General features: G+C 69.0%; 16 protein-coding genes. 9 read left to right on the top strand and 7 right to left on the bottom strand.

Going from position 1 to position 21986, the window contains the following annotated elements; genetic code table 11:
- Positions 1-3: 3 nt before the first annotated feature.
- The 3 genes from QHF89_RS12950 to QHF89_RS12940 all read left to right on the top strand — a co-directional run bounded on the left by QHF89_RS12950 (position 4) and on the right by QHF89_RS12940 (position 2441).
- Positions 4-1311, top strand: a complete 1308-nt coding sequence (locus QHF89_RS12950; protein WP_136968656.1) for a hydroxyacid-oxoacid transhydrogenase — start codon at positions 4-6, stop codon at positions 1309-1311.
- A 29-nt stretch (positions 1312-1340) separates the two neighbouring features.
- Positions 1341-1841 carry a cupin domain-containing protein gene (locus QHF89_RS12945; RefSeq protein ID WP_136968655.1) on the top strand — a complete coding sequence of 167 codons (501 nt, stop codon included), beginning with the start codon at positions 1341-1343 and terminating at the stop codon, positions 1839-1841.
- Between the two features lie 123 nt (positions 1842-1964).
- Positions 1965-2441, top strand: a complete 477-nt coding sequence (locus QHF89_RS12940) for a hypothetical protein (protein WP_136968654.1) — start codon at positions 1965-1967, stop codon at positions 2439-2441.
- Positions 2442-2444: 3 nt separating this feature from the next.
- Here QHF89_RS12940 and QHF89_RS12935 read toward each other — a convergent pair whose 3' ends face one another.
- The 3 genes from QHF89_RS12935 to QHF89_RS12925 all read right to left on the bottom strand — a co-directional run bounded on the left by QHF89_RS12935 (position 2445) and on the right by QHF89_RS12925 (position 4612).
- Positions 2445-2726 carry a hypothetical protein gene (locus QHF89_RS12935; RefSeq protein ID WP_136968653.1) on the bottom strand — a complete coding sequence of 94 codons (282 nt, stop codon included), beginning with the start codon at positions 2724-2726 and terminating at the stop codon, positions 2445-2447.
- Positions 2723-3256 (bottom strand): hypothetical protein, encoded by a 534-nt coding sequence (locus QHF89_RS12930; RefSeq protein WP_284720427.1) that lies wholly within the window; start codon positions 3254-3256, stop codon positions 2723-2725. The genes QHF89_RS12935 and QHF89_RS12930 overlap by 4 nt, the downstream gene beginning before the upstream one ends.
- 420 nt (positions 3257-3676) lie before the next feature.
- Positions 3677-4612: a hypothetical protein gene (locus QHF89_RS12925; protein ID WP_284720426.1), complete on the bottom strand. Its 936-nt coding sequence runs from the start codon at positions 4610-4612 to the stop codon at positions 3677-3679.
- Positions 4613-4807: 195 nt separating this feature from the next.
- Between QHF89_RS12925 and QHF89_RS12920 the strand changes: the two genes are divergently transcribed.
- The 3 genes from QHF89_RS12920 (at position 4808) to QHF89_RS12910 (ending at position 9879) form a co-directional block, all read left to right on the top strand.
- The gene (locus QHF89_RS12920; protein ID WP_136968652.1) at positions 4808-6046 is read left to right on the top strand and encodes a S41 family peptidase; all 1239 of its coding nucleotides are present in this window, start codon (positions 4808-4810) and stop codon (positions 6044-6046) included.
- Positions 6047-6231: 185 nt separating this feature from the next.
- A complete protein-coding gene (locus QHF89_RS12915) occupies positions 6232-7785 on the top strand; it encodes a vWA domain-containing protein (protein WP_136968651.1) in 1554 nt (517 codons plus the stop codon).
- Between the two features lie 39 nt (positions 7786-7824).
- The gene (locus QHF89_RS12910) at positions 7825-9879 is read left to right on the top strand and encodes a serine hydrolase domain-containing protein (protein ID WP_136968650.1); all 2055 of its coding nucleotides are present in this window, start codon (positions 7825-7827) and stop codon (positions 9877-9879) included.
- On the opposite strand, the gene QHF89_RS12905 is transcribed toward QHF89_RS12910, so the two are convergent.
- The 4 genes from QHF89_RS12905 to QHF89_RS12890 form a co-directional block, all read right to left on the bottom strand.
- Positions 9866-14830 carry an AAA family ATPase gene (locus QHF89_RS12905; protein ID WP_136968649.1) on the bottom strand — a complete coding sequence of 1655 codons (4965 nt, stop codon included), beginning with the start codon at positions 14828-14830 and terminating at the stop codon, positions 9866-9868. The two genes, QHF89_RS12910 and QHF89_RS12905, sit on opposite strands and share 14 nt — an antisense overlap.
- 120 nt (positions 14831-14950) lie before the next feature.
- Positions 14951-16957 (bottom strand): DUF4215 domain-containing protein, encoded by a 2007-nt coding sequence (locus QHF89_RS12900; protein WP_136968648.1) that lies wholly within the window; start codon positions 16955-16957, stop codon positions 14951-14953.
- An 80-nt stretch (positions 16958-17037) separates the two neighbouring features.
- Positions 17038-17979 (bottom strand): DODA-type extradiol aromatic ring-opening family dioxygenase, encoded by a 942-nt coding sequence (locus QHF89_RS12895; protein ID WP_136968647.1) that lies wholly within the window; start codon positions 17977-17979, stop codon positions 17038-17040.
- A 113-nt stretch (positions 17980-18092) separates the two neighbouring features.
- Positions 18093-18308, bottom strand: coding sequence for a hypothetical protein (locus QHF89_RS12890; protein ID WP_136934311.1), 216 nt, complete (start codon positions 18306-18308; stop codon positions 18093-18095).
- Between the two features lie 846 nt (positions 18309-19154).
- Between QHF89_RS12890 and QHF89_RS12885 the strand changes: the two genes are divergently transcribed.
- The 3 genes from QHF89_RS12885 to QHF89_RS12875 all read left to right on the top strand — a co-directional run bounded on the left by QHF89_RS12885 (position 19155) and on the right by QHF89_RS12875 (position 21984).
- Entirely contained in the window at positions 19155-19601 is a 447-nt protein-coding gene (locus tag QHF89_RS12885) for an acyl-CoA thioesterase (RefSeq protein WP_136968645.1), read from the top strand.
- A gap of 89 nt (positions 19602-19690) precedes the next feature.
- The gene (locus QHF89_RS12880; protein WP_284720425.1) at positions 19691-21280 is read left to right on the top strand and encodes an ABC transporter substrate-binding protein/permease; all 1590 of its coding nucleotides are present in this window, start codon (positions 19691-19693) and stop codon (positions 21278-21280) included.
- A gap of 11 nt (positions 21281-21291) precedes the next feature.
- A complete protein-coding gene (locus QHF89_RS12875; RefSeq protein WP_136934307.1) occupies positions 21292-21984 on the top strand; it encodes an amino acid ABC transporter ATP-binding protein in 693 nt (230 codons plus the stop codon).
- The last annotated feature ends 2 nt before the right edge of the window (positions 21985-21986 follow it).

Raw genomic sequence — 21986 nt, 5'->3', positions numbered from 1 at the left:
GCGATGGGGTATTGCCTCGGATATGCGCTGATCGAGGGCGGCGACGCGGCCTTCTCGATGGACGCGTCGGCCATCACGTTCGGCCCGGGCGCGCTCGCGGAGGTCGGCGAGGAGGCCGCGGCGCTCGGCCTGCGTCGCGTCGCGCTCTTCACGGACGCGCGGCTCGCAGCGCTCGCGCCCGTCGAGGAGGCGCGGCGCTCGCTCGGGCGCGCGGGCGTGGACGTCGTGGTGTACGACCAGGTGCACGTCGAGCCGACGGATCGTTCGTTCGCCGAGGCCACGCGCTTCGCCGCGGAGGGCCGCTTCGACGGGTACGTCTCGGTCGGCGGCGGCTCGGCCATCGATACGTGCAAGGCCGCCTTGCTCTATGCGACCTACCCGGCCGATTTTTATGCGTACGTGAACCGCCCGATCGGCGAGGGCCGCGAGGTCCCGGGTCCCCTGCCCCCGCACATCGCTTGCCCGACGACGACGGGCACGGGCGCCGAATGCACGGGCATCGCGGTCTTCGACGACACGGGCCGCAAGGCGAAGACGGGCATTGCCTCGCGGAGGCTCCGCCCGACCCGGGCGATCGTGGATCCTTTGGCCACGCGGACGATGCCCAAGAGCGTGGTCGCGGCGAGCGGGTTCGACGTCGTCACGCACGCGCTCGAATCGTACACGGCGCGGCCTTATTCGACGCGGCCGCGGGCGCCGGAGGCGAGCAAGCGGCCGATGAGCCAGGGGGCGAACCCGTGGAGCGACATGGGCTGCAAGAGCGCGCTGGAGCTCGCGGGCCGGTATTTGCTCCGCGCCGTCTCCGACGCGGAGGACGAGGAGGCGCGCGAGGGAATGGCGTGGGCGGCGACGCTCGCGGGCATCGCGTTCGGCAATGCGGGCGTGCATTTGCCACATGCGATGTCGTACGCGGTCTCGGGCCTGTGCCGCTCGTTCACGATGCCGGGGTATCCCGAGGGCGAGCCGCTCGTGCCGCACGGGGTGTCCGTCGTGGTGAATGCGCCGGCGGTGTTCCGCGCGCTCGCGAAGACGAGCCCGGCGCGGCACCTCGACGCGGCGGCGCGGCTCGGCGCGGACGTACGCGGCGCGGGCCTGGAGGACGCGGGCGAGGTGCTGGCGACGCACCTCGGCGGGATGATGCGGGCCGCCGGCGTGCCCAATGGGCTCTCCGGGGTGGGATATGGGGAGACGGACGTGGACGCGCTTGCAGCCGGGACGATCGTGCAGGCGCGGCTCGTGTCGAATGCGCCGTGCGCAGTGGACGAGGACGTGCTGCGGGGGCTCTTCCGGGGGGCGTTTGCTTATTGGTGAGGCCGCGGCGTGCTAGCCTCGGCGCTGCCATGAGTGATCAAGCCACGGACCTGCGACAGCGCCTGATTCGCAACTTCAACACGGCGCCCCTCGAGCGTTTCCAGCGCGAGCCGCTCTACGACACCTCGTTTGCCGCCCTCGCCCCGGGCACGGCGGCGAAGAAGCTCGGCGCCTCGATCGACATCATGCCGCCGGGCGGCCGCGGCTGTCCCTACCATTACCACTACACGCAGGAGGAGATGTTCATCGTCCTCGAAGGGGAAGGGACGCTGCGCGTGGCGGGCGAGCATTTGCCGATCGTGGCCGGCGACGTGATCTTCATCCCGCCGGGCCCCGAATACCCGCACCAGATCCTCAATACCTCGAAGGCGCCCCTCAAATACCTGTCGCTCAGCACGATGGAGTACCCCGAGATCTGCGAGTACCCCGATTCGGGCAAGTACCTCGCGAAGGCCGAGGCGAAGCCCGGGGCATTCCGTGTGGTGCAGCGCAAGGAGGCGTCGGTCGATTACTGGGACGGCGAGCCGTAGAGGCGCGGCGCGGGCGTCGCACCAGGACCACCAAATTCCTGTTTCCTTGCACGTGGGGGTCTGCTACGAGGCCGCCGCGTCACCCACGATCTCCACGATCCGGGAAAGGAACCGCTACCCTCCATGAAGAGCTCGATCCAAGCCGCCGCATCCATGTTCGTCGTCGCCGCCGCCCTCGTCGGGTGTGGCAAGGGCGAAGAGGCCCTCGTCCGCGTGCAGGTGCCCGAGGCGAAGTGCGAGGTCGCGATCCCCGGGAACATGACGATCGCGGACGCGAGCGCGGGGGGTTTTTACGTTGTCGAGAAGGGCAAAAACGCGAAGTTCGACGGGATGCTGCTCGCCGTGACGCCCGTCGCGCCGATGGGCGGTATCGCGCCCCCCGACGCAAAGGACGTCAAGCTCGACAAGGACGAGAAGAACCCCGACGGCTCCGTGGCGCGCGAGGGCTCGTACAAGACCGACATCCAGAGCTTTTACGTGGCGGAGTACGCCTATCCGATCGGCAAGGACTGGCTGCATTGCACGATCAAGGCGGCGAAGCCCGAGCGGCGGGATCAGGTCGCCAAGCTCTGCCGCGTGCTCGCGCCCAAAGCGCTCTGACGGCTACGGGAAGGAGCCGGCGCAGGCCTCCAGGGCGGAGCGCTGGGACGCGCAAGACTGCCCCCACGAGCAAGTCGCGCCCGCCACGCAATCGATGTAGTCCTCGAACGGATCGTCACAGCCGCGGGACTCCGCGGCCGACTGAAGCGCACGGCCATCGGAGAGGCAACGGTCCGGGACCACGTCGGGGCATTGCCCGAGGTCCTCGCAGACGTCCTCGACCGTGTTCTGACAACCCAAGCTCAGCATCACGAGGCCGAGCGTCACGAAAAGAACGCGCTTCAATTCCCACCTCCCATTCCACCGGCGCCACCGACGCCCCCGCTGCCGCCCGCTCCCCCGATTCCACCGGCGCCCCCGCTGCCGCCCGCGCCTCCGATCCCGCCTTCGCCCCCGACGCCGCCTTCGCCTCCGACACCGCCTTCCCCTCCGGCGCCCCCGAAGCCTCCCGCGCCGCCGAAGCCTCCGACGCCGCCGTTGCAGAACGAGCCGCAGTTACAGACCTTCTTGCCAGGCGATTCGGCCCCGAAGGGGTTGTCGGGGGGCATCGTCGCGCGCTGGATGCAGATCGCCCCGCCCGGGCAATCCGCGTTGCTCTGGCACTCGGTCGCAGCGATACACGCGAGGCCAATCGAAAACGTCTCCTGGGCACAGATGAACCCCGGCCCGCATTCGCCGTCACCGTGGCAGTTGTCGAAATTCAGGTTGCAGCTCGGCGCCTGGTAGCACGAGCCGGCAAAGATGATGATCGGCAGCAGGGCGAGGCGCCCGAGCTGCCGGATACGAGGAGGAGACCATGGTCGAAGTAAGCTCATGGCTGCAAGGATACCACGGCCCTCGCATCGATGGCCCAGCTTGGCGCGGAAGGACCCGTCGGCCCTGCAAACCCACCCCCGGGGCGCTGCCCCGGACCCCGCGGGGGCTGTCCGCCCCTCGACCCGGACCAGCGAGGCGCTGGACCCGGGGTGGAAGAACTGCGCTCCGCGCAGTTCTTCCAACGGGCCGGTGGCAAGACCATGGAGGTGGGGTTCAAGCGGGCGACGGGTGCGTTGCCGGTTGAAACGGCAGCGTCGCTGTCTTGGTGGGCAGGGTCGTCGCCGGCCTTGACCCTGGCTGTTCGATGAACTGCGCATCGCGCAGTTCATCGACCCTGGGTCCAGCGCCTCGCTGGTCCGGGGTGGAGGGGGCGGACAGCCCCCTCCTGGGGCCTGGGGCAACGCCCCAGCTCTGCGCCTTCATTTGGGAGGGAGCGGGATGTCTTCGGCGGCGATTCGGAAAATCAGGTATGCGCGAAACGTATTGGAGCCGGTCGATTGGAAGGGGTTTGTGATGCCGCCGGGTTGGTACCACATCCAGTGTGCTTCTGGGTCGATGCTGGCGGTGCCTGGGGGCGCGGAGCCTGTGGGGCATGTGGGGGGAAAGGTCCCGCCGGGGGTGGGGTCGTTGGCTTCGCCGACGGCGAGGGAGCCGATGGCGCCTGTCGTCACGGCGCCGGCTGCGTTCACCCAGCCTCCGCTCGTGGTGGCGTCGTCGCCGCTGCCGTTGTTGCAGAGGGTGATTTGCTCGTTGATTTCGGTTTGCGTGGGGCCGGTCTGGCTGCTCTGCATGTTGATGCCGGTCGCGCATGCCTCGAATTGGCTGTCGCCGGTGTACAGGGGCGCGCCGGTGCCGCGACGGAATTGACCTAGCACGCCTTGTGTCACGGAGAGATCGTCCCAGGTCACGATGTAAAGGTATGCGGATGGGGGGGCTTCGGCGGCGGGCACCAGGTATGCTTCGGGGCCCTCGCCGCAGTTGAAGATTTGGCCGGCCGTTTGTGCGCGGGAGCCTTGGATGAAGTTCGTGATGCCTGCGGCGTCGCCATAGCCGAAGCTGTAGGCGTTGTCGGCCGTGAGGACGACGTCGACGTCGACCGCGGGGATGCCTCCGCCGCTGCCGCTCGTGAAATTGATTCCGCCTTCGCCGCCTTGATTTCCCCCCTGGCCCATGCCGCCGAGGCCGCCGAGGCCGCCGAGGCCGCCCATGCCGCCTGCGGATCCGCCGCCGGTCGAGCTCCCCGCGCTGCCGGTCGAGGTCGTCGTCCCGCCGGTGCTGCTGCTGCAGGCGAGCGCTACGAGGCTGACGATTGCACCGAGAAACCAGACTCTGTCGAGGTGGAGGAAGTCATGCATTAAAAGACGGTACATGAGGCCGCCCGGACGTGTCCACAGAAGAGCGTCCGGACGCGCGGCCATTCGTCCTCCGCTCCCGGCCGCGCCGCTCTCTTGCCCGAGGGCGACGAGCGCGCAGCGAAAACGTGCTCCCGAGCGGTGGTTTCCCCAGGGTCCGTTGCAGGGGGACGGACGCTCGGCTAGGTTCGCGCCGGTATGCGCGGTTTTGCCGTCCCATTCGCCATCGCCCTCCTCGCGGCGCTCTCCGGTTGCGCCTCGGCGCCGCGTGGTGTCGCGGCGGACTTCGATCAGCTCGTGAAGGAGATCGGCGAGAACTACGGCTATTTTGCGGAGCAATCGATCGACTGGGACGCCGTGCGCCGGCGGCACGCCGCGCGCGCCGCCGAGGTCCGCACCAAAGCGGAGCAGGTCGCCCTCTTCGAGGTCGTGCTCGATGAGCTGCACGACGCCCACGCGCACCTCGGCACCAATACGAAGCATTCGTATCGCCTCGTGCCGAGCGGCGCGGATCTGTGGGCCGAGCTCGATGGAACACGCGTGATCGTCACGCAGGTCCGGCCGGGCAGCGCTGCGGCGCGGGCGGGCCTGCGGGCGGGCCAGGAGGTCCTTGCGATCGGCGGCGTCCCCGTCGCGCGGGCCATGGCGGAGCGGCTGGGGACGACGACGGCGAGCGCCGACCCCGCGGCGCAGGGATGGGCGCTGCGTAGCCTTCTGGCCGGACGCCATGACGAACGGCGCCGGCTTCGTATCGTGACCGCCGAAGGTCCGCGTGATATCGACCTCGCCGCCCCCGAAGTCCCGTCCGGCGACGGGCCGCTCGAAGAGCGAAGGCTCGCGGGCGGCGTCGGGTATCTCCGGATCCACAATTCCCTCGGCGACGACGCGCTCGTCCCTGCATTCGACGCCGCGCTCGCCGCGCTCGCCGATTGCCGCGCGCTCGTGCTGGACTTGCGCGACACCCCGAGCGGCGGAAACTCCGCCATCGCGGAGGCATTGCTCGGGCGCTTCGTGCGGGAGCCCCTGCCCTACCAGAAACACGAATTGCCGGGCGTCGGCTGGCAGGGGCGGAGCCGGATATGGGTCCAGTACGTGCTGCCACGCGGCCCTTCCACGTACGAAAAACCGCTCGCCGTGCTCGTCGATCACTGGACGGGGAGCATGGGCGAGGGCATGGCCATCGGCGTCGATGGGATGCGGCGCGGCGTGGTGGTCGGCACGGCCATGGCGGGGCTCAAGGGCGCCATCACGTCGTCCACCCTGAACCAAAGCGGGATTCGTTTTGCGATCCCGGTCGAGCGGCTCTTTCACGTCGATGGCACCCCGCGGCACCGCTGGCTCCCGCCCGAACGCGTCGATCTCGTCGGCCACGACGCGCCGGGCGAGGACGCGATCCTGGCGCGCGCGCTCGAGATCCTCGCGGCGTCCTCGCATTGAGCCCCGCGCGCCGGGCCGCCCACGGGACCTCGAACGTCCGCAGCGCGCTCGCTCGAGCCGTCGCCGCGCGGGATCGATTCTTCAGGCAAAGGCTTCCTGCTGGAATCCGCCTCCGTTCTCATTCCCCGCGGGCGTCCCTCTTGCTTCCTCCCTGCGCCCGGGCTCGGCCCGGGAAGGAGGTTTCCATGCAAATCCTCTTGCTCCTCGCCACGCTCATCCTTTTTGCGCGCCCCGCCCTCGCCGCGCCGCGTGTCGACGTCTCCTGGCGTTACGAGCGCGCAGACAATGCACGCACCGAGTCCGGATCCCGCTCCCTCGATATTCCGGCGCTCGGCGCCCCCGGGCTCACCGCGACCGATCCCGGCATCGAAAAGACGATTTTCCTGGCGCAGACCGCGCAGACCCTCGTGGATTTCCTCGGTCGATATCAGGAAGCCTGCACCGAGCCCGTTCGCCCCCGCGAGCGAAGCATCTTCCCGGTTTGCGCGGCTCCCCGCCGGGCCGTCGCTTCCGCGTTGCGCACCGAAATCCAGACCCTGGACGCCCGGATCCTGGCGAATCCGCGTCTCCGCGCGGATCAGGACGTCACGGAAGTCCTGGAACTCATGCGCAGGCTTGCGGCGAACATGCAGAAGGCGGAGCCCCCTGTGGGCGGGTATTCGCCTCCGACCCCGCTCCCGTGGCACGGGGTGCGGGTGTTTGCGCGCGCGGCGGCGCCCGGGGGTGGGCTCGCCCTGGGCGGCGGCGGCGCGCAGGGGTACGGGTATTTCCGAAAGATCGTGGGGGATGGAAGCGTGCCCAAGGCCGACGTGCTCACCGTCGAGGGGTTCTTGCGCGAGTTTTCCCTGCCGCTCACGGGCGCCGCGGCTTGCCACGCCCTCGTTTGTGTCGATCCGGCCGTGGCCGTCGATTCCGAGAAGCGCAGGCTTTACGTGCAGCTCGGCATGAGCTCTTCGATGACGGCCGAGGCCTTCCAGCGTGATCCGCTGAACCTCGCGGTCGTGCTCGATGTCAGCGGCTCGATGAGCGCCACGGACGCCACCGAAAAGTCGCGGCTCGAATGGGCCAAGGACGCGCTCGTGCAGACCATCCACGAGCTCGACGAGGCCGATATGCTGTCGATCGTCCTGTTCGATACGAACAGCGAGATCCTCGTCCGGCCGGCGCCCGTGCGCGACAAGCAGGTGCTCATCGCGAAGGTGAAGGCGCTCCAGACGCGCGGCTCGACGAACCTGGAAGCCGGCCTGCGTGATGGATTCAAGCTCGTCGGAGAAAACGTGGACCGCCTGGCGGGCTATGAGCACCGCGTGCTCCTCATCTCGGACGCGGGGCTCAACACGGGCGTGACGGATACCGCCTCGCTCCAGCGGCTCGTGACCGAGCAGGCCGGCCGGCGCATCGGCCTGACCGCCCTCGGGCTCGGGGAAAACTTCCACCAGTCGGTGATCCACGCGATCTCGAACAGCCGGGGCGGCAATTACATGTTCGTGCAATCGGGCAAGGACATGCTCCGCTACTTCGAGGCGTTCGATTACCTCGTGACGCCCGTCGCCTACGATTTCAACGTCGGCGCGCTCGTGCAGGATCTCGGCGCCGAGCTCGTGCGCACCTATGGCGTCACGACGGAGGCCGGAGCGCAGCCCACGCGGAGCCTGATCGATCTGAAGACGTTGTTCTTCACCGAGGCGGGCGGCGCAATCTTGCTCGAATACGCGTTGCCCGAGACGCGCAGAGAATAGGACTTTCCCCGCCCAGCATGCGCGTGTAGGTTGCGCGCCATGCGTTCGTTCCTACCCGCCTTTGCGCTCGTCACGCTCGCCGCGTGTGCGTCTTCCCCAGAGCCCACGATCCCGACGCCGCCCGCGGAGCCGGCCCCTTCTTCCGCGCCCGCCGCCTCGGCCGCGCCTGCGCCCGAAGCCCCGGCCCCGCAGGCCGTCGCGGGCGAGCGGCTCGCCGCGGATACGCCGAAAACCACGGTGGCCGGAAACTCGTTCATCGCGCCGGGCGGCTGGACGATGACCGTGAAGGGAAAGGCCACCCTCCTCGAAGCCCCGGAGGCGGGCTCCCGAATCGTGCTCGTCGACGTGCAGGCGAAGGACGCGGACGCCGCTGTCGCGCTCGCGTGGGCCGCTTATGGCGCCGAGGTGAAATGGCCGCTCAGGCCGACGATCGACGCCCCCGACAAGGACGGCTGGACGCGCGTTCGCATCTACGACTACCAGACCTCGCCCAACGAGAAGCGCGGCGTCAGCGTGATGACCCGGTTCGCGAACGACACGTGGACCGTCGTGATCTACGACATGGAGGACGCCGTCGGCGACAAACGCGGCGCGCAGGTCTCGCAGATTTATGGGCGCCTGCTCCCCAAGGGGCAGGCGCGCGAGTCGTTCGCGGGCAAGAAGGCAAATACGCTCGATCCGGCGCGTATCGCCGCGCTCGGGAAGTTCGTCGAGACCGCGCAGCAAAAGCTCGGCGTGCCGGGCGTCTCGGTCGGCCTCATCCAGGGGGGCAAGGTGGTGTTCGCCGGCGGGTTCGGCGTGCGCGAGCTCGGCAAGAAGGCGGCGGTCGATGCGGACACGAAGTACATCATCGCGTCGAACACGAAAGCGCTGACGACGCTGATGCTCGCGAAGCTCGTCGAGGAAAAGAAGCTCACGTGGGAGACGGCGGCGACGGGGCTCTTGCCTTCGTTCAAGCTCGGGGATCAGGACACGACGAGCCGCGTGCTCGTGAAACATTTGATCTGCGCGTGCACGGGGCTGCCGCGGCAGGATCTCGAATGGATCTTGCAGTTCCAGGGATTGACGCCCGACGGCGCGCTCGCGACGCTCGGGACGATGCAGCCGACCAGCAAATTCGGCGAGCTCTTCCAATATTCGAATCCGCTGGCCGCCGCAGCGGGGTTCATCGGCGGGCACGTGGCGTTCCCGAAGCTCGAGCTCGGCAAAGCCTATGACGAGGCGATGCGCACGCGCGTGTTCGAGCCACTCGGCATGAAGGGGGCCACGCTCGATTTCAAGCGCGCGCAGACGGGCAATTACGCGGTGCCGCACGCGCCGGACCTCGACGACAAGCCGGCGCGGGCCCTCGCTGCGGTGAACGACGCCGTCATCCCGGTGCGCCCCGCGGGCGGCGCCTGGGCCACGGTGAACGACGTGCTCAAATACGTTCAAATGGAGCTCGCCGAGGGCAAGCTGCCGGACGGAAAACAGTACCTTGAAAAAGACGTCCTCCTCGCGCGCCGCGCGCCCCAGGTCTCCATCAGTCCGGACGCGACCTACGGCATGGGCCTGATGGTCGACAAGAAATGGGGCGTGACCGTGGTGCATCACGGCGGCGATCTGATCGGGTTCCACAGCGACATGATGTGGCTGCCCGAGTACGGGGTCGGCGCCGTGGTGCTGACGAACGGCGACCCGGGCTGGTACATTCGTTCGGTCTTCCAGCGCAAGCTGCTCGAAGTGCTCTTCGACGGTCGCCCCGAGGCAGACACGGAGATCGCGACGATGGGCAAGATGTACTTCGAGCACAGGGCCACCGAGCGCAAGTTGCTCACGTCCCCGGCCGACGCCGCAGCGTCCGCGAAGCTCGCGGCCCATTACACGAACGCGGCGCTCGGCGAGATCAAGGTGTCCCGCGCGGGCGCCGCGACGATCTTCGATTTCGGCGAGTGGAAGAGCGAGGTCGCCTCGAAAAAGAACCCGGACGGGACGATCTCGTTCGTCACGACAGTGCCGGGCATGATGGGGGTGGAGCTCGTGGTCGGCAGCGCGGCCAAGCGGACGCTGACCATCCGCGACGCCCAGCACGAGTACGTGTTCAACGAGAAGTGACCCGCGCGAGGCGCGCGGCGTGCGCGACGCCTCGCTTCAAGCTCCCGAACGTGCGAATCCCTCCGAGCTCGATCCCCATGGCAATCAGCGTCTGGGCCACCTCCTGACGCACGCCCGTCAGCCACGCCTGCATCCCGAGCAGGCGTAACGCGGAGGCCGTGCGGATCAGCGCGGACGCGGCCGCCTCGTCGACCGTCTTCATCCCCGTGATATCGATGATCACCACCCGGGCCCCGCTCCCGGATGCACCGGACAGGACCGTGTCCATGACCCGCTCGGCGCGCCGCGCGTCCATCGCGCCGATGAGCGGCATGACGAGGATGTCATCCGTGATGGGAATCAGGGGCGTGGAGAGCTCGACGAGGAGGTCGGTCTGCACGCGAATGATTTCCTCCTGGAGAGCTCTGCGTTCCTGCTCGGCGCGTTCTCGCTCCGAGAACTCGCGCGTGAGCTGCGTGTTGGCCTCGAGCAGATCGTGGGTTCGCTCGGCGACCTCTGCTTCGAGCCGCTCGTTCGATTGCCGGAGCGCCTGGCTCGCCTCCTGGAGGCGCCCGACGAGGAGCGCATTCTCCAGCGCGGTCGCGGCCTGCGCGCACAGCAGATCCAGAAACTCCACCCGATCGGGGCTGAAGGCGTCGCGGACGAGCCCATTCTCCAGCGAAAGCAAGCCGACGAGGTGGCGCCGATGCACGAGCGGGATGCATACGATGGACAGGGCCCCGCGGCCGCGCAACGTGTTGTCCTTCGCGAAGCGCGGATCGGCCGTCACGTCGCCGAGCACCACGACCTCCCGGGTGCGCGCCGCATATCGGATCACCGAGATCGGCAGGTCGGTGCAAGCCTCCATGGGGCCGCGATCGCATACCGTGACGACATCGGGCCCGAGGGTGATCGTCGCCTCGTTCCGCAGCACGCCTTCCCGGTCGAGGATCAGGGCTCCTCGCGTGGCGCCTGCATTGCTCAGCACGATGTGCATGAGCTGCTCGATCACCTTGGACAGCTCCATTTCCCCGGCGAGGGTTTGCCCGAGGCGCAGGACCGTGGCCATGTCGACCATTCCGCCCACACCCCGGCCCGCGGAGGTGCTCGTGCTGGCCGAGGCGTGTGCTACCGGCACACGCGCGAGGCCGTGGGCCACGATGTGCGGGTGCTCGTTCACGAGGCGCTCGGCCTTGTGCGTCGCGCCCCAGCGAAGGTAGGCGGCGTGCGCCTCGCGTAGATACACGGGCGCGAGGAGCTGCCTGCCGCGCGCGAGGAGCGCTCGGCCGGCGAGCTCGTTCGCGAGCGCCTCGTACGGCGTGAACCCGTGGGCCCGCGCGGAGAGGATCGCCCGATCGTAAAGATCGTCCGCTTCGAGGTGCCGCCCTGCGACGCGCGCCGCCTCGGCGCGCACGAGGAGATGTTTGTGCTCGTAGTTCTCGGGGCCGAATTCGGCATACCGCGCGAGTTTGTCGAGGCTCGTATCGATCCGCGCTTGGTCCCGCCGCGCGGCCTCCGCGTCCCCCACGGGGCCACGCGCGAGCAGGGCGAGCGCCTCGTACAGGTAAAACGTCGGCTCGATGGGCAGGGTCGGCACGGCGTCGAGGACCTCGCGCGCGCGGTCGGCCGAGGCCACCGCCTCCTCGTAATGCCCCACGGTGTAATGCAGCAGGAGCAAGGTGATGTGGTAGAAGGCGATGCCTGTGCGGAAGCCCGCGCGCGTGAAGGTCGCGAGGACGGCGTCCCCGCAGAATCGGTCGTCATCGAGGGGCCGATCCGGGAGCCAGGCGCGCGTGAGGCTCTGGGCAAACTGCTGCGTGATCCGAATGGCGAGCAGGATGAGCTCGTTCCGGCTCCGCTTCGCGAAGGTAGCAAAGCGCTCGGAAAACTGGACGACGTCGTCGAGTGCATCCCCCCGCTCCAGGGCGAGCCATGTCACCGCGTGGGCAATGAAGCCCGCGTTGACGAACTCCCCGACGGCGAGGCAGGCGTCGAACGCGCGCTCGACGATGGGAAAACACGTGCGGTAAGGATGGACCCAGAAATGGATGTGGTTGCCGTGCACGTGCAGCACGCGACCAAGCGACGCGGCGTCGCCGAAGCGCTCGTTCAACGCCATCGCCATCTCGGAGACCGCGACGGCGGTCGGGATTTGATCCCATGTGACGAGGAGGACGGCGTAGCAACTATACGCGTAGCTCGACTCGGGCGAATTGCCGTGGCGGAGCGAATGGCGGACGGCCCGCATGACGCTGAGCGGAAACACCGCGGGGCGTCCGATGTACGAGCAGGACAGGAGCTCGTTCAGGATGCACATCACCGCGATCGGCTCGGGATTGTCCATCACCGGCGCGTCGAGGAGCGTGTCGATGGGCCTTTCGCCGAGGAGGGCCTGGACCTCCTGCATCTCGCGCGTCGTCGCCGCCTGCAGGGCTTCGTCGTTCTCGGGGATCTCGAGGCCAAAGCGTCGCAGCGCCCAAGAGCCAACATCCACGGCCTCGGCGTACTTGCCCGCGACCTGGTAGAGCCGGAGCTCCAGGGCGAACACGTTCGCCAGATCGGCCTTGCACCGGGCTCGCTCCACGAGGCGCTCGAACGAGCCCTCGGCCCGATCGAAGTGGCCGCAGAGGGAATCACACTCCGCGAGCTCCTTGTGCAGGGCGAACGTGAGCGCGTAGAGGTCTTGCCAGGACGATTCCGGGAGCAGGGTCGTCCCGAGGCGGAAATGGTAGGCCGCCGCCTCGTACGCATTCGACGCCTTGGCTTTGCGGCCGACGTCGAGGTTCCGCTCGGCGAGCGAGATCCTTTCGGCAGGGTCCTGCATCTGCGCCTCGCCTCGATTGAGGTGGAAGGCGACCTCGAAGTGGGCCCGATCCGGCGCGCCAGGCTCCATGCCTGCGACGAGGAGCCGCCCGATGCGCAGGTGTGTCGAGGCCCGGTCGGCCTCCTCGATCATGGCATACGCGGCCTGCTGCACGCGGTTGTGCAGGAAGCGATATCGCTCGGACGCTTCCTGCACCACGAGCCCCTCGCGGATCGCGGGCAAGAGCGCATCGGCGGTCCGGTCGGGCGATAACTCGTCGATCGTGGAGAGCGTTTGCAGCGTGAAGCCGTGCCCGATGCACGCCGCGAGGCGGAGGACGTGCTGCGTTTCGCTGCCGAGAAGCGCGAGGTTTCCGACGATCAGATCCACGACGTTGTCCGTGACCTCGCGCGCTTCGATGGCCTCGAGGTCCCAGCGCCATGCGCTCTGCTCGGCGTCGTAGCGAATCTGCCGGCCTTCGTGCAATGCGTGCAGGAACTGGCCCACGAAAAACGGATTTCCCTGGGTCTTCGCCTGGACGGCCATGGCGAGTGGCCTTGCACGGAGCGGTTCCACGGCGAGCGCGTCGCCGAGCAAATGCGCGAGGTCCTCGACGCCGAGCGAGCCGAGCCCGATCTCGCGCACCGCGACGCCCTCGTTCCGCAGCGCAGCGAGGATCGTCGTCAAGGGATGCGCCGCGTCCACCTCGTTGTCGCGGTACGCGCCGAGGATCAAGAGGCCGGGGTTCTCCCGATCGGCGAGCAGGACCCAAAGGAGCTTGAGGGTGCCCGGGTCGGCCCATTGAAGATCGTCGAGGAAAAGGACGAGGGGCCTCTCCGGGGTCGTGAAGACCTGCACGAAGCTCTCGAGCACGAGGCGCATGCGGTTCTGCGACTCGGTCGGCCCGAGGGCCGGGAGCGTGGGCTGCGGGCCCAGGATCGTCGCGAACTCCGGGACGAGATCCACGAGGAGCCGACCCTTGCCGGCGAGGGCCCGCGACAGACGCGCCTGCAAGGACGCGAGCTCGGCGGCGCTCTCGCCGAGGAGCTGCTGCGCGAGATCGCGAAATGCGTGAATGACGGGGCCGTACGGGACGCCGCGGCTCAGGAGATCGAATTTGCCGGTGATGAAGCGCGCGCCGTCGCGAGGGAGGCAGCGGCGGAACTCCTGGACGAGCGCCGATTTGCCGACGCCGGACGGGCCCGCGAGGAGGACGAGCTCCGGGGGCCCGAGGCGCGCCCGATCGAATGCGTCACGCAAAGCTCTTTCCTCGTCCGCGCGACCATAAAGCCTCTCCGGCAGATGCAGCTCCGCGGCGCTGTCGTGGCGGCCGAGCGGAAATACCAAGGCAGTGCCCGTGGCCTCGATCTGGCGAAGGCACGCGGCGAGGTCGAGCTCGACGCCACGAGCGGTCTGGTATCGATCCTCCGGCGCCTTGGCGAGGAGCTTCATGACCAGCGCGGAGATGACTTCGGGGATACGCCCGTCGACCTCCCGCGGCGCAATGGGGACACGGGCGATGTGGCTGTGCACGAGCTCGACGGGGTCGGTCGTCGTGAAGGGCAGCGCCGCGGTGAGCATGTGATAGAGGGTGACGCCGAATGCATAGAGGTCGGCGCGGTGATCCACCGGCCGATTCATGCGGCCCGTTTGCTCGGGCGCGAGATACGCGAGCGTCCCCGCCAGACCTTCCACGCCGAGGCGCTCGGGCGCCTCCGACATTCGCATGGCCAGGCCGAAATCGAGGAGGTGAAGGCTCCCCGTCTCCGGTTGATGAAGGATATTTTGCGGCTTCACGTCGCGGTGGACGATCCCGCGCTGGTGGACGCTCCCGAGAATGCCCGCGATGCCGCAGGCAATCCTGAGCGCCGTCGTCACGTCGAAGCGCCGCGCGCGCAGGAGCGCGGCGAGCGTCTCGCCCGGGAGCGCCTCCAGCACGAGCGCGACGCCGCGCTCGGAGGGCTCGAGCGCCAGGGCCTTGACAATCCCTGGCGCGTCGAGGGTCTTCAGGATCGTATATTCGTGCCGGAGCCGCTCGATGTCCCGCGAGGACACGTCTCCGCGTGGGAGCTTGACGACAACGGGGGTGAGGTCGTCATCTCGCTGCCCGCGATAAATGACGGAGTTCGAGCCTTCGTGGATCGCAGCTCCGACGATACGGTAGGCCATAACGTGTCAACAGACCACGTTCGCTCGGTAGCTGCCAAGCCCAATCTTGCCCACCTGTCGTGCAGTGCAGTTACGCACGGATGCCCGTGACAATCCCCCCCGAGGGTGGTGGTGTCCGCCTCACTTGAGGATGACGCGTCCCATCGCGAAGCGGAAGAAACTCGAGTATGCGGCCGCGTCGAGGCAGGTGGAGACGTTCACCGCCGCGTTGTTCACGTCGGTGCAGCCCGTCACGACCTTCTGCGCATTCACGGTCAGCTTGTAGGGCGCGCCGGCGCCGCCGACGGGCGCGGCCGGATCGGCCTCATCCGGCTGCGTCGCGTTGATGGCTACAATCGGGAACCCAAAGGGGCTGATCGAGCAGCCGGACGTGATCACGTCGAGGAGCGAATTCGCGGCGCTGTAGCCCTGCGTGCACGCGAGCTGGCCGCCGGGGAGGAACTCCGACGGAATGGGGGCTTGCGCGAGCGACCTCGCGCTGATGTTGCCGCAGAGCAGACCGGAGAACGTCGCGTCTTTTTGCCCTACGCTCGCGAAGCTCTGCAACGCGGGGTTCAGGTGCTCGGAGGCGAGGTGGCCGGGGGGGGTTCCATTCGAGACGAGCGGCACCGAGCCCGCGTTGACGGAGACGCGGAACTTGGCGCTCGACAGGCGGAGGAGCGTCGCATTGCCCGGGAAGAAATTGAGGGGGAGGGTCATCGAGCCCGGCCCCGCCTGCAAAACGCCGCCGGTGATGTTGCCCGCGAGCTTGTCGAGCGGGTTCCGGGACGCGTCGAGCGTCGCCGTGTTCGTGTTGTACCACCAATCGAGATCACTCGATCCGTTGTAGGCCGCGCCCGCCACGGGCGTGCCGCGCACGACGCCGACCTCGACCGACGGATCGTCGACACCAACGAGGCTCGCGAGGCCGAACATCTTGGCGAGGAAGCCCGTCGTCCCGGTGCTGATGCCCTGATCGATGTTGATCTGGAGCTGATTTCCGGCGACGCCCGCCGTGATCGCTTGGCCGAGCCGGTTCACCGTCCCGCAGAAGGTGTCGGTGCCGAACTGCATGACGAGGTAGTTCGATCGCAGATCCTGCTCGAACTTGCAGGACCCGTCGCAGCCGTCGAGGTTGACCTGGTTGCCGTCGTCGCAGTCCTCGCCGACCTCCCGGATGGCATTGCCGCACATGGCCGAGGGGACGGTCTTGCACATCGCGTCGCAGAGGGGGGTGCTCGGCGGCTCGCATTGCTCGCCCATCGTGGGGTCGACGCAGCCGTCACCGCAGGTGGACGCCTTGCACACACCGGAGGCGCAGACGCCCGAGGCGCACGCCGTGCAATCGAGGACCTGCACGCCCGGCATGCATTTCTGCCCGACGTTCGCGCCGTTCATCACGGTCGTGCACGACTCGACGCCGTTGCACGTCTCGGCGTCGGGGCAGGAGTCCGGCCCCTTGGTGCACGAGAACGTGCAGTTCGCCTCGCAGCCCGCATTGGGGCCGTTCGCCGCGCCGAAATCACATTGCTCCCCGTTCTGCACGACGCCGTCGCCGCAGACGGCGGCCGCGCAGACGCCGTCCTTGCAGATCGCGTTCGGGCCACACGAGGTGCCGTTCTGCGCGGGATCGGCGAGGGTGACGCAGGTATGGTTCGCGATGCACGCGCTTTGCTGGCAAGGCGGCGCCGCGGGGCAATCGGTTGCGGGGTTGACGCACGAAAACGTGCAATCCTGATCGCAGCCGTCCCCGTCGACGAGGTTGCCGTCGTCGCACTGCTCCGGGGGCTTTACGACGCCATCGACGACGCACGCAGGCGCGCCTCCCGCGCCTCCCGAGCCGCCCATGCCCCCTGCCCCACCCGCGCCGCCCATGCCACCGGCGCCGCCCATGCCACCGGTACCGCCCACGCCGCCCATTCCGCCGGTGCCGCCCACGCCGCCCATTCCTCCGGCGCCGCCGCCCCCCATGCCTCCGCCACCGCCGAGGCCGCCGTCGCCCCCGGTACCGCCGTCGCCCCCGGTGCCGCCGAAGCCGCCGGAGCCCGAACCGGAGCTCGAGCTCGTGCTCGTGTTTTGACTGGAGCCGTCGCTGCAACCGACGAGGAGGAGACCACCAAGAGAAATGCCGACGAAGAGACGCTTCATGAGGGGCATCCTACGCGGATACCTCCGCACGAGGCGGAAAAAATGGAACCGCCCGCCGCCCGCCGCCCGCGCCTTTCGCCTCAGCCGAAGTGATACGCCGACAAACGTTTCCCCCACACCGCGCCATTGTACGCCGTCGTGCCCCGATCGGCGCCCGCCGCGCCGGCGATGACCATCAGCGGCAAGAGGTGCTCCTCCCGCGGGTGCGCGAGGCGCGCGGACGGCGCGCTCGACCACGCGGCGAGCCGCGCATCTCGCTCCTCCGCGGCGAGCGCCATCGTCTCGCGTAGCCAAGCGTCGAACGCCTCCGAGACCCCGCCGGCGCCCGGATCCCGGAAGCCCCGCATGTTGTGGTACGTCATGCCGCTGCCGAGGAGGAACACGCCCTCATCCCGCAGCGGCGCGAGCGCGCGGCCCATCGCGATGTGCTCGGCCGGGTCGAGGCCGAGCTTGAGCGAAAGCTGGATCGTCGGCACGTCCGCGCCCGGATACGTGAGCATGAGGGGCACGAACGTGCCGTGATCGAAGCCGCGCTTCGCGTTCTCCGCCGTCGGAAACCCCGCCGCGCCGAGGAGCTCACGCACGCGCGCCGCGAGCGCCGGGGCGCCGGGCGCGGGCCATTGCAGCGTGTACGACGCGGGTGGGAAGCCGTAATAATCGTAAAACATGGGCGGCCGCTCGGCCGTCATCACCGTCGGCACCGGCTCCTCCCAGTGCGCCGAGATCACGAGCAACGCCTTGGGCGGCGCCGCCGGCAGCGCGCGGATCGAGCGCAGGTACCCCGCGAGCTCGTCGTGCTCCGCCTTGCCCATCCCGACGTCGACGAACGGCCACGGCCCCCCGCCGTGCGGCAGGAACACGACGGGCAAACGCCCCGCCGCCGAAGGCTTCCGGGGCTCGTCCGCCGAAGGCTCGGCGGCGCCGCCCAAGGCGCCCGGGAGCGCCGCGATCGTCGCCGCTCCGGCGATACCCGCGACGATCGCCTGGCGGCGCGTGAGGCCTTCTTCTCGTTCGTGGCTCATCGACTCTTCTCCTCGCGTGGGACCGAGGAAGGATGCACGTCCGCCCTCGATCGCACCAGAGCACGCGGGAGAGACACACTGTTCTCCTGCGGGCACCAATCAAAGCGGGAGTGCTACGTTTTCTCGACGATCTCGGCCCCCAGCCACCCGAGCGCGGTGGTGAGGGGCGTCGTCCGATGGCGCTCCCGATGCCACGAAAACAAAAGGACGAGGGCCTTCCCAGAGACCTCGCCGCTCTTGTCGACCGCGCGGATGAGCGAGCGCACCCGCTCCACCTCGTCCTCCGGGCAGCGGACGGTCAAACCATCGATTTGGACGAGCACGTGCAATGTTCCACTCCGAGCCAATGCCAGCGGAGCACGACGAGGGCCATCGGCGCCGCACGCGGCGCAGGGCCGGGGGCTCACGTGGCGCTCGTCGCGCGCCTTTCAACGGTGGAAACCGCAGCCGTTGGGCTCAGGTCGAGCCCCGCGACGGGCGCGGCGGGGCTCGGGCAGGATGCGGCGTGCGACGCTCGAGAAACCCGCCCGCCTCTGCCCGGCGATGCGAAAGCGCTTGGGCGCGCTCCTCCGCGAGGAGGCGCTCGCCTTCGATGCGGGTGGATGCCCATGGCAGCGCGCCGGTGGGAGGGTCGATCGCGGGGGCGTTCGCTTCCGAGGCGCGCGAGCGGGTCGACAGGGACGATTGCGAAGGGTGATCTCCCCGCTCGTGCACCGCGCCCGGCGGCGGATGTCGATGCAGCCCGCTCGAGGCCAAAGGCGAGGCCTCGAAGCGACGCCCGCCCGACGACACGAACCGCGCCGCCTGCGGCACGGCCCCGCGCCCGCCGTGCATCCCTCGCGTGAGGACCGCGGCAAAGCAGCCTCCCTCGACGCCGAAAAAGACGCCGAGGAGCACGAGGACCGAAAGCACGGTGACCACGACGCCCGCGCGCGTTCTCCCCCGCCGCCTCGCGCAGCCGGCATCCACGATGCCCGAGGGAAGAGAAGGGGCGCAAATCATTGGACCTCACAGGTTCTAACGGCGGGCCGCGCCCAAACTCAAGGACAAAGCGCGCGACGCTGAGGTTTTTCTGCGGGAACACCTCGAAGGCTTCGATGGAGGCCGCGGCACGCTTGCCCCCGCGCCTCCGCTTCCGCCTCCGCCTCCGCGCCCGTTTCGTGTATGGGTTCGCCATGAGCGAACCGGCCTCGCGCGACGGCTACCCGCACTTCTTGGTCATTCCGACGCGGTGGATGGACAACGACATCTACGGCCACGTCAACAACGTCGTTTATTACTCGTATTTCGACACCGTCATCAATCGCTGGCTCATCGGCGAAGGCGGGCTCGACATCGAGCGGGGCGACGTGATCGGCGTGGCCGCGGAGTCGCATTGCCGGTACCTGCGCGGCGTGTCGTTCCCGACGGACATCGACGCGGGGCTCCGCGTGGGCAAGCTCGGCCGCTCCAGCGTGCGGTACGAGATCGGGCTCTTCCCGCGCGGCGAGGCGCGCGTGGCCGCGGAGGGTTATTTCGTCCACGTCTTCGTGGATCGGGCAAACCGCAAGCCGACGCCGATCCCCGATCGGATCCGCGCCGCGCTCGAGCGGCTCGTCGTGCCCCCGAGCGCGGTCGGATGACCTCCAAAGGTCTTGCGTTCGTCCCGCCCGTCCCGCATCCTTCGCGCTCGTTCGGGATCCTTCCCGGTAGGAGGTGCTCGAAGAAAACGATGCGCAAGCGTCGCCTCGCGGTCACGCTTCTCCTTTTGCTCCCGCTGCTCGCGCTCGTAGCCCCCGGAAGGGCGCTCGCCGAGGAGCCCGCGACTGCGCCCGCGACGGCGAGGAACGCCATCGCCGAGGCGCGCGCCCGTGGGGAGATCCGCTGGGGGAACGATTCACAAGGCGGCGCGCCGTACGTCTTCCAGGATCCGATGGATCCAAACCACCTCATCGGCTTCGAGGTGGATTTCGCCGCCGCGCTCGCGAAAAAGCTCAGCGTGCGCGCGAGGCCCGTGCAAGGAGCGTGGGACGGGCTGCTCGCGCTGCTCGAGCGCGGCGATTTCGACCTGGTCATCAACGGCATCGAGGTCGCCGAGGAGAAGAAGCGCGTCGCCGATCTGTCGCGCCCTTATTACGTCGCCGCCATGCGGCTCACCGTGCGCAAGGGCGACGCGGGCGCGCCGCGTACGCTCGGCGCGCTCCGCGGGCGCAAGGTCGGCACCTTGCCCGGCTCGCTCGCCGCGCGGCTCTCGGAGCGCGAAGGCGCCGAGGTGAAGACGTACGACGGCGGGCAAAACGACATCTACGACGACCTGCGCATCGGGCGCACCGACGCGGTGCTGCTCGACGATCCGATCACGCTTTATTACGGGGCGATCGATCCCGCGCTGGAGGTCGTCGACGGCTCGTTCGGCGAGGTCTCGTATGCGGTGGGCGTCCCGAAGGGGGATGCCGAGACGCTCGCCGCGGTAAACGGGGCGATCGAGGCGCTCGCGAAGGAGGGCACGCTCGCCGCGCTGTATGCGCGCTGGGGCCTCTGGAACGAGCCGACGGAACGATTGCTCGGCGGGCCGAAGCCCCCGTCCACGGCCGTCGCCGAGGCGCACGACGCGTGGCGCGCCGCCGTCGGAAGACCCCTGCCCTTCTGGTCGCGCGTGAAAGAGCGGTACCCGGCCACGCTCGGCCTGTTCGCGCGGGGCGCGCTGCTCTCGCTCGTGGTCTCGCTGCTCGCGATGACCGTTGCCGTCACGCTCGGCATGGCGCTCGCGCTCGCGCGGGTCTACGGGCCGAAGCCGCTCCAGTGGCTCGCCGTAGGCTACATCGAGATCTTCCGCGGCACGCCGCTGCTCGTGCAGCTCACGATGGTGTACTTCGGCCTGCCCGAGCTCGGCGTGACGCTCTCGCCCTTCGTCGCGGGCGTGATCGCGCTCGGGCTGAACTACGCCGCGGCCGAGGCGGAGAACTACCGGGCGGGGCTCGGGAGCGTGCCGGCGGGGCAGATGGACGCGGCGCGGACGCTCGGCCTTTCGAAGCTCGCGTCGCTCCGCCACGTCGCGCTGCCGCAGGCGATCCGCGTGGCCTTGCCGCCGACGACGAACGACTTCATCGCGCTGCTCAAGGACAGCTCGCTCATCTCGGTCGTCACGTTGACCGAGCTCACGAAGACGTACACGAGCCTCGCCAGCGCCATGCGGGATCACCTGGGCCTCGGCCTCGTGGTGGCGCTGTTTTACCTTGGCTTGAGCCTCCCGTTCGCGCGCCTGTCGCGCAGCGTGGAGGAGCGGCTCGGATCGAAGGTCCGGCGGCCGGCTTCTGCTTAGAGGAGGGAACGATGTCGATCTGCGTCACCGATCTGGTCAAGCGACATCCCGGCGCCGCGGCGCCCGCGCTCGCGGGGCTCTGCATGAAGGTGCCGACGGGCAAGATCGCCAGCGTCCTCGGCCGCAGCGGCGCCGGAAAGACCACGCTGCTGCGCTGCTTGTCGGGGCTCGATCCGTTCGACGACGGGACGATCGACGTCGGCGGCGTGACGTTCGGCGCGGGCGCGAAGCACGGCTCCTTCGGCGGGAGAATCGGGCTCGTCTTCCAGACGTTCGAGCTCTTCCCGCACCTCTCGGTGCTCGACAACTGCACGCTGGCGCCGCGCGTCGTGCGCGGCGAGGCGCGATCCCGCGCGGAGGCGCGGGTCAAGGAGCTACTCGCGGAGCTCGGTATCGAGGACAAGGCGAAGGCGTACCCGGAGGCGCTCTCCGGCGGGCAGAAGCAACGCGTGGCGATCGCCCGCGCCCTCGCCATGGAGCCTTCGGTGCTGCTCTACGACGAGCCCACGAGCGCGCTCGATCCGGCGCTGAAGCATGAGGTCGGTCGGACGCTGCGGCGCGTGGCCGGCACGGGCGTCACGCAGATCGTCGTGACGCACGATCTACCCGTGGCGCGCGAGGCCTCGGATCTCGTCTTCGTGCTCGACAAAGGGCGCGTGGCGGCCTTCGGCCCGCCGGCTGAGGTGATCGCCGAAGCCGCGTGAAG

The sequence above is a fragment of the Polyangium sorediatum genome (assembly GCF_029946465.1).
Lineage (GTDB): Bacteria > Myxococcota_A > Polyangia > Polyangiales > Polyangiaceae > Polyangium > Polyangium fumosum.
Note: the sequence above shows the minus strand (reverse complement) of the source record. Positions and strands in the feature narration are given on the sequence as shown.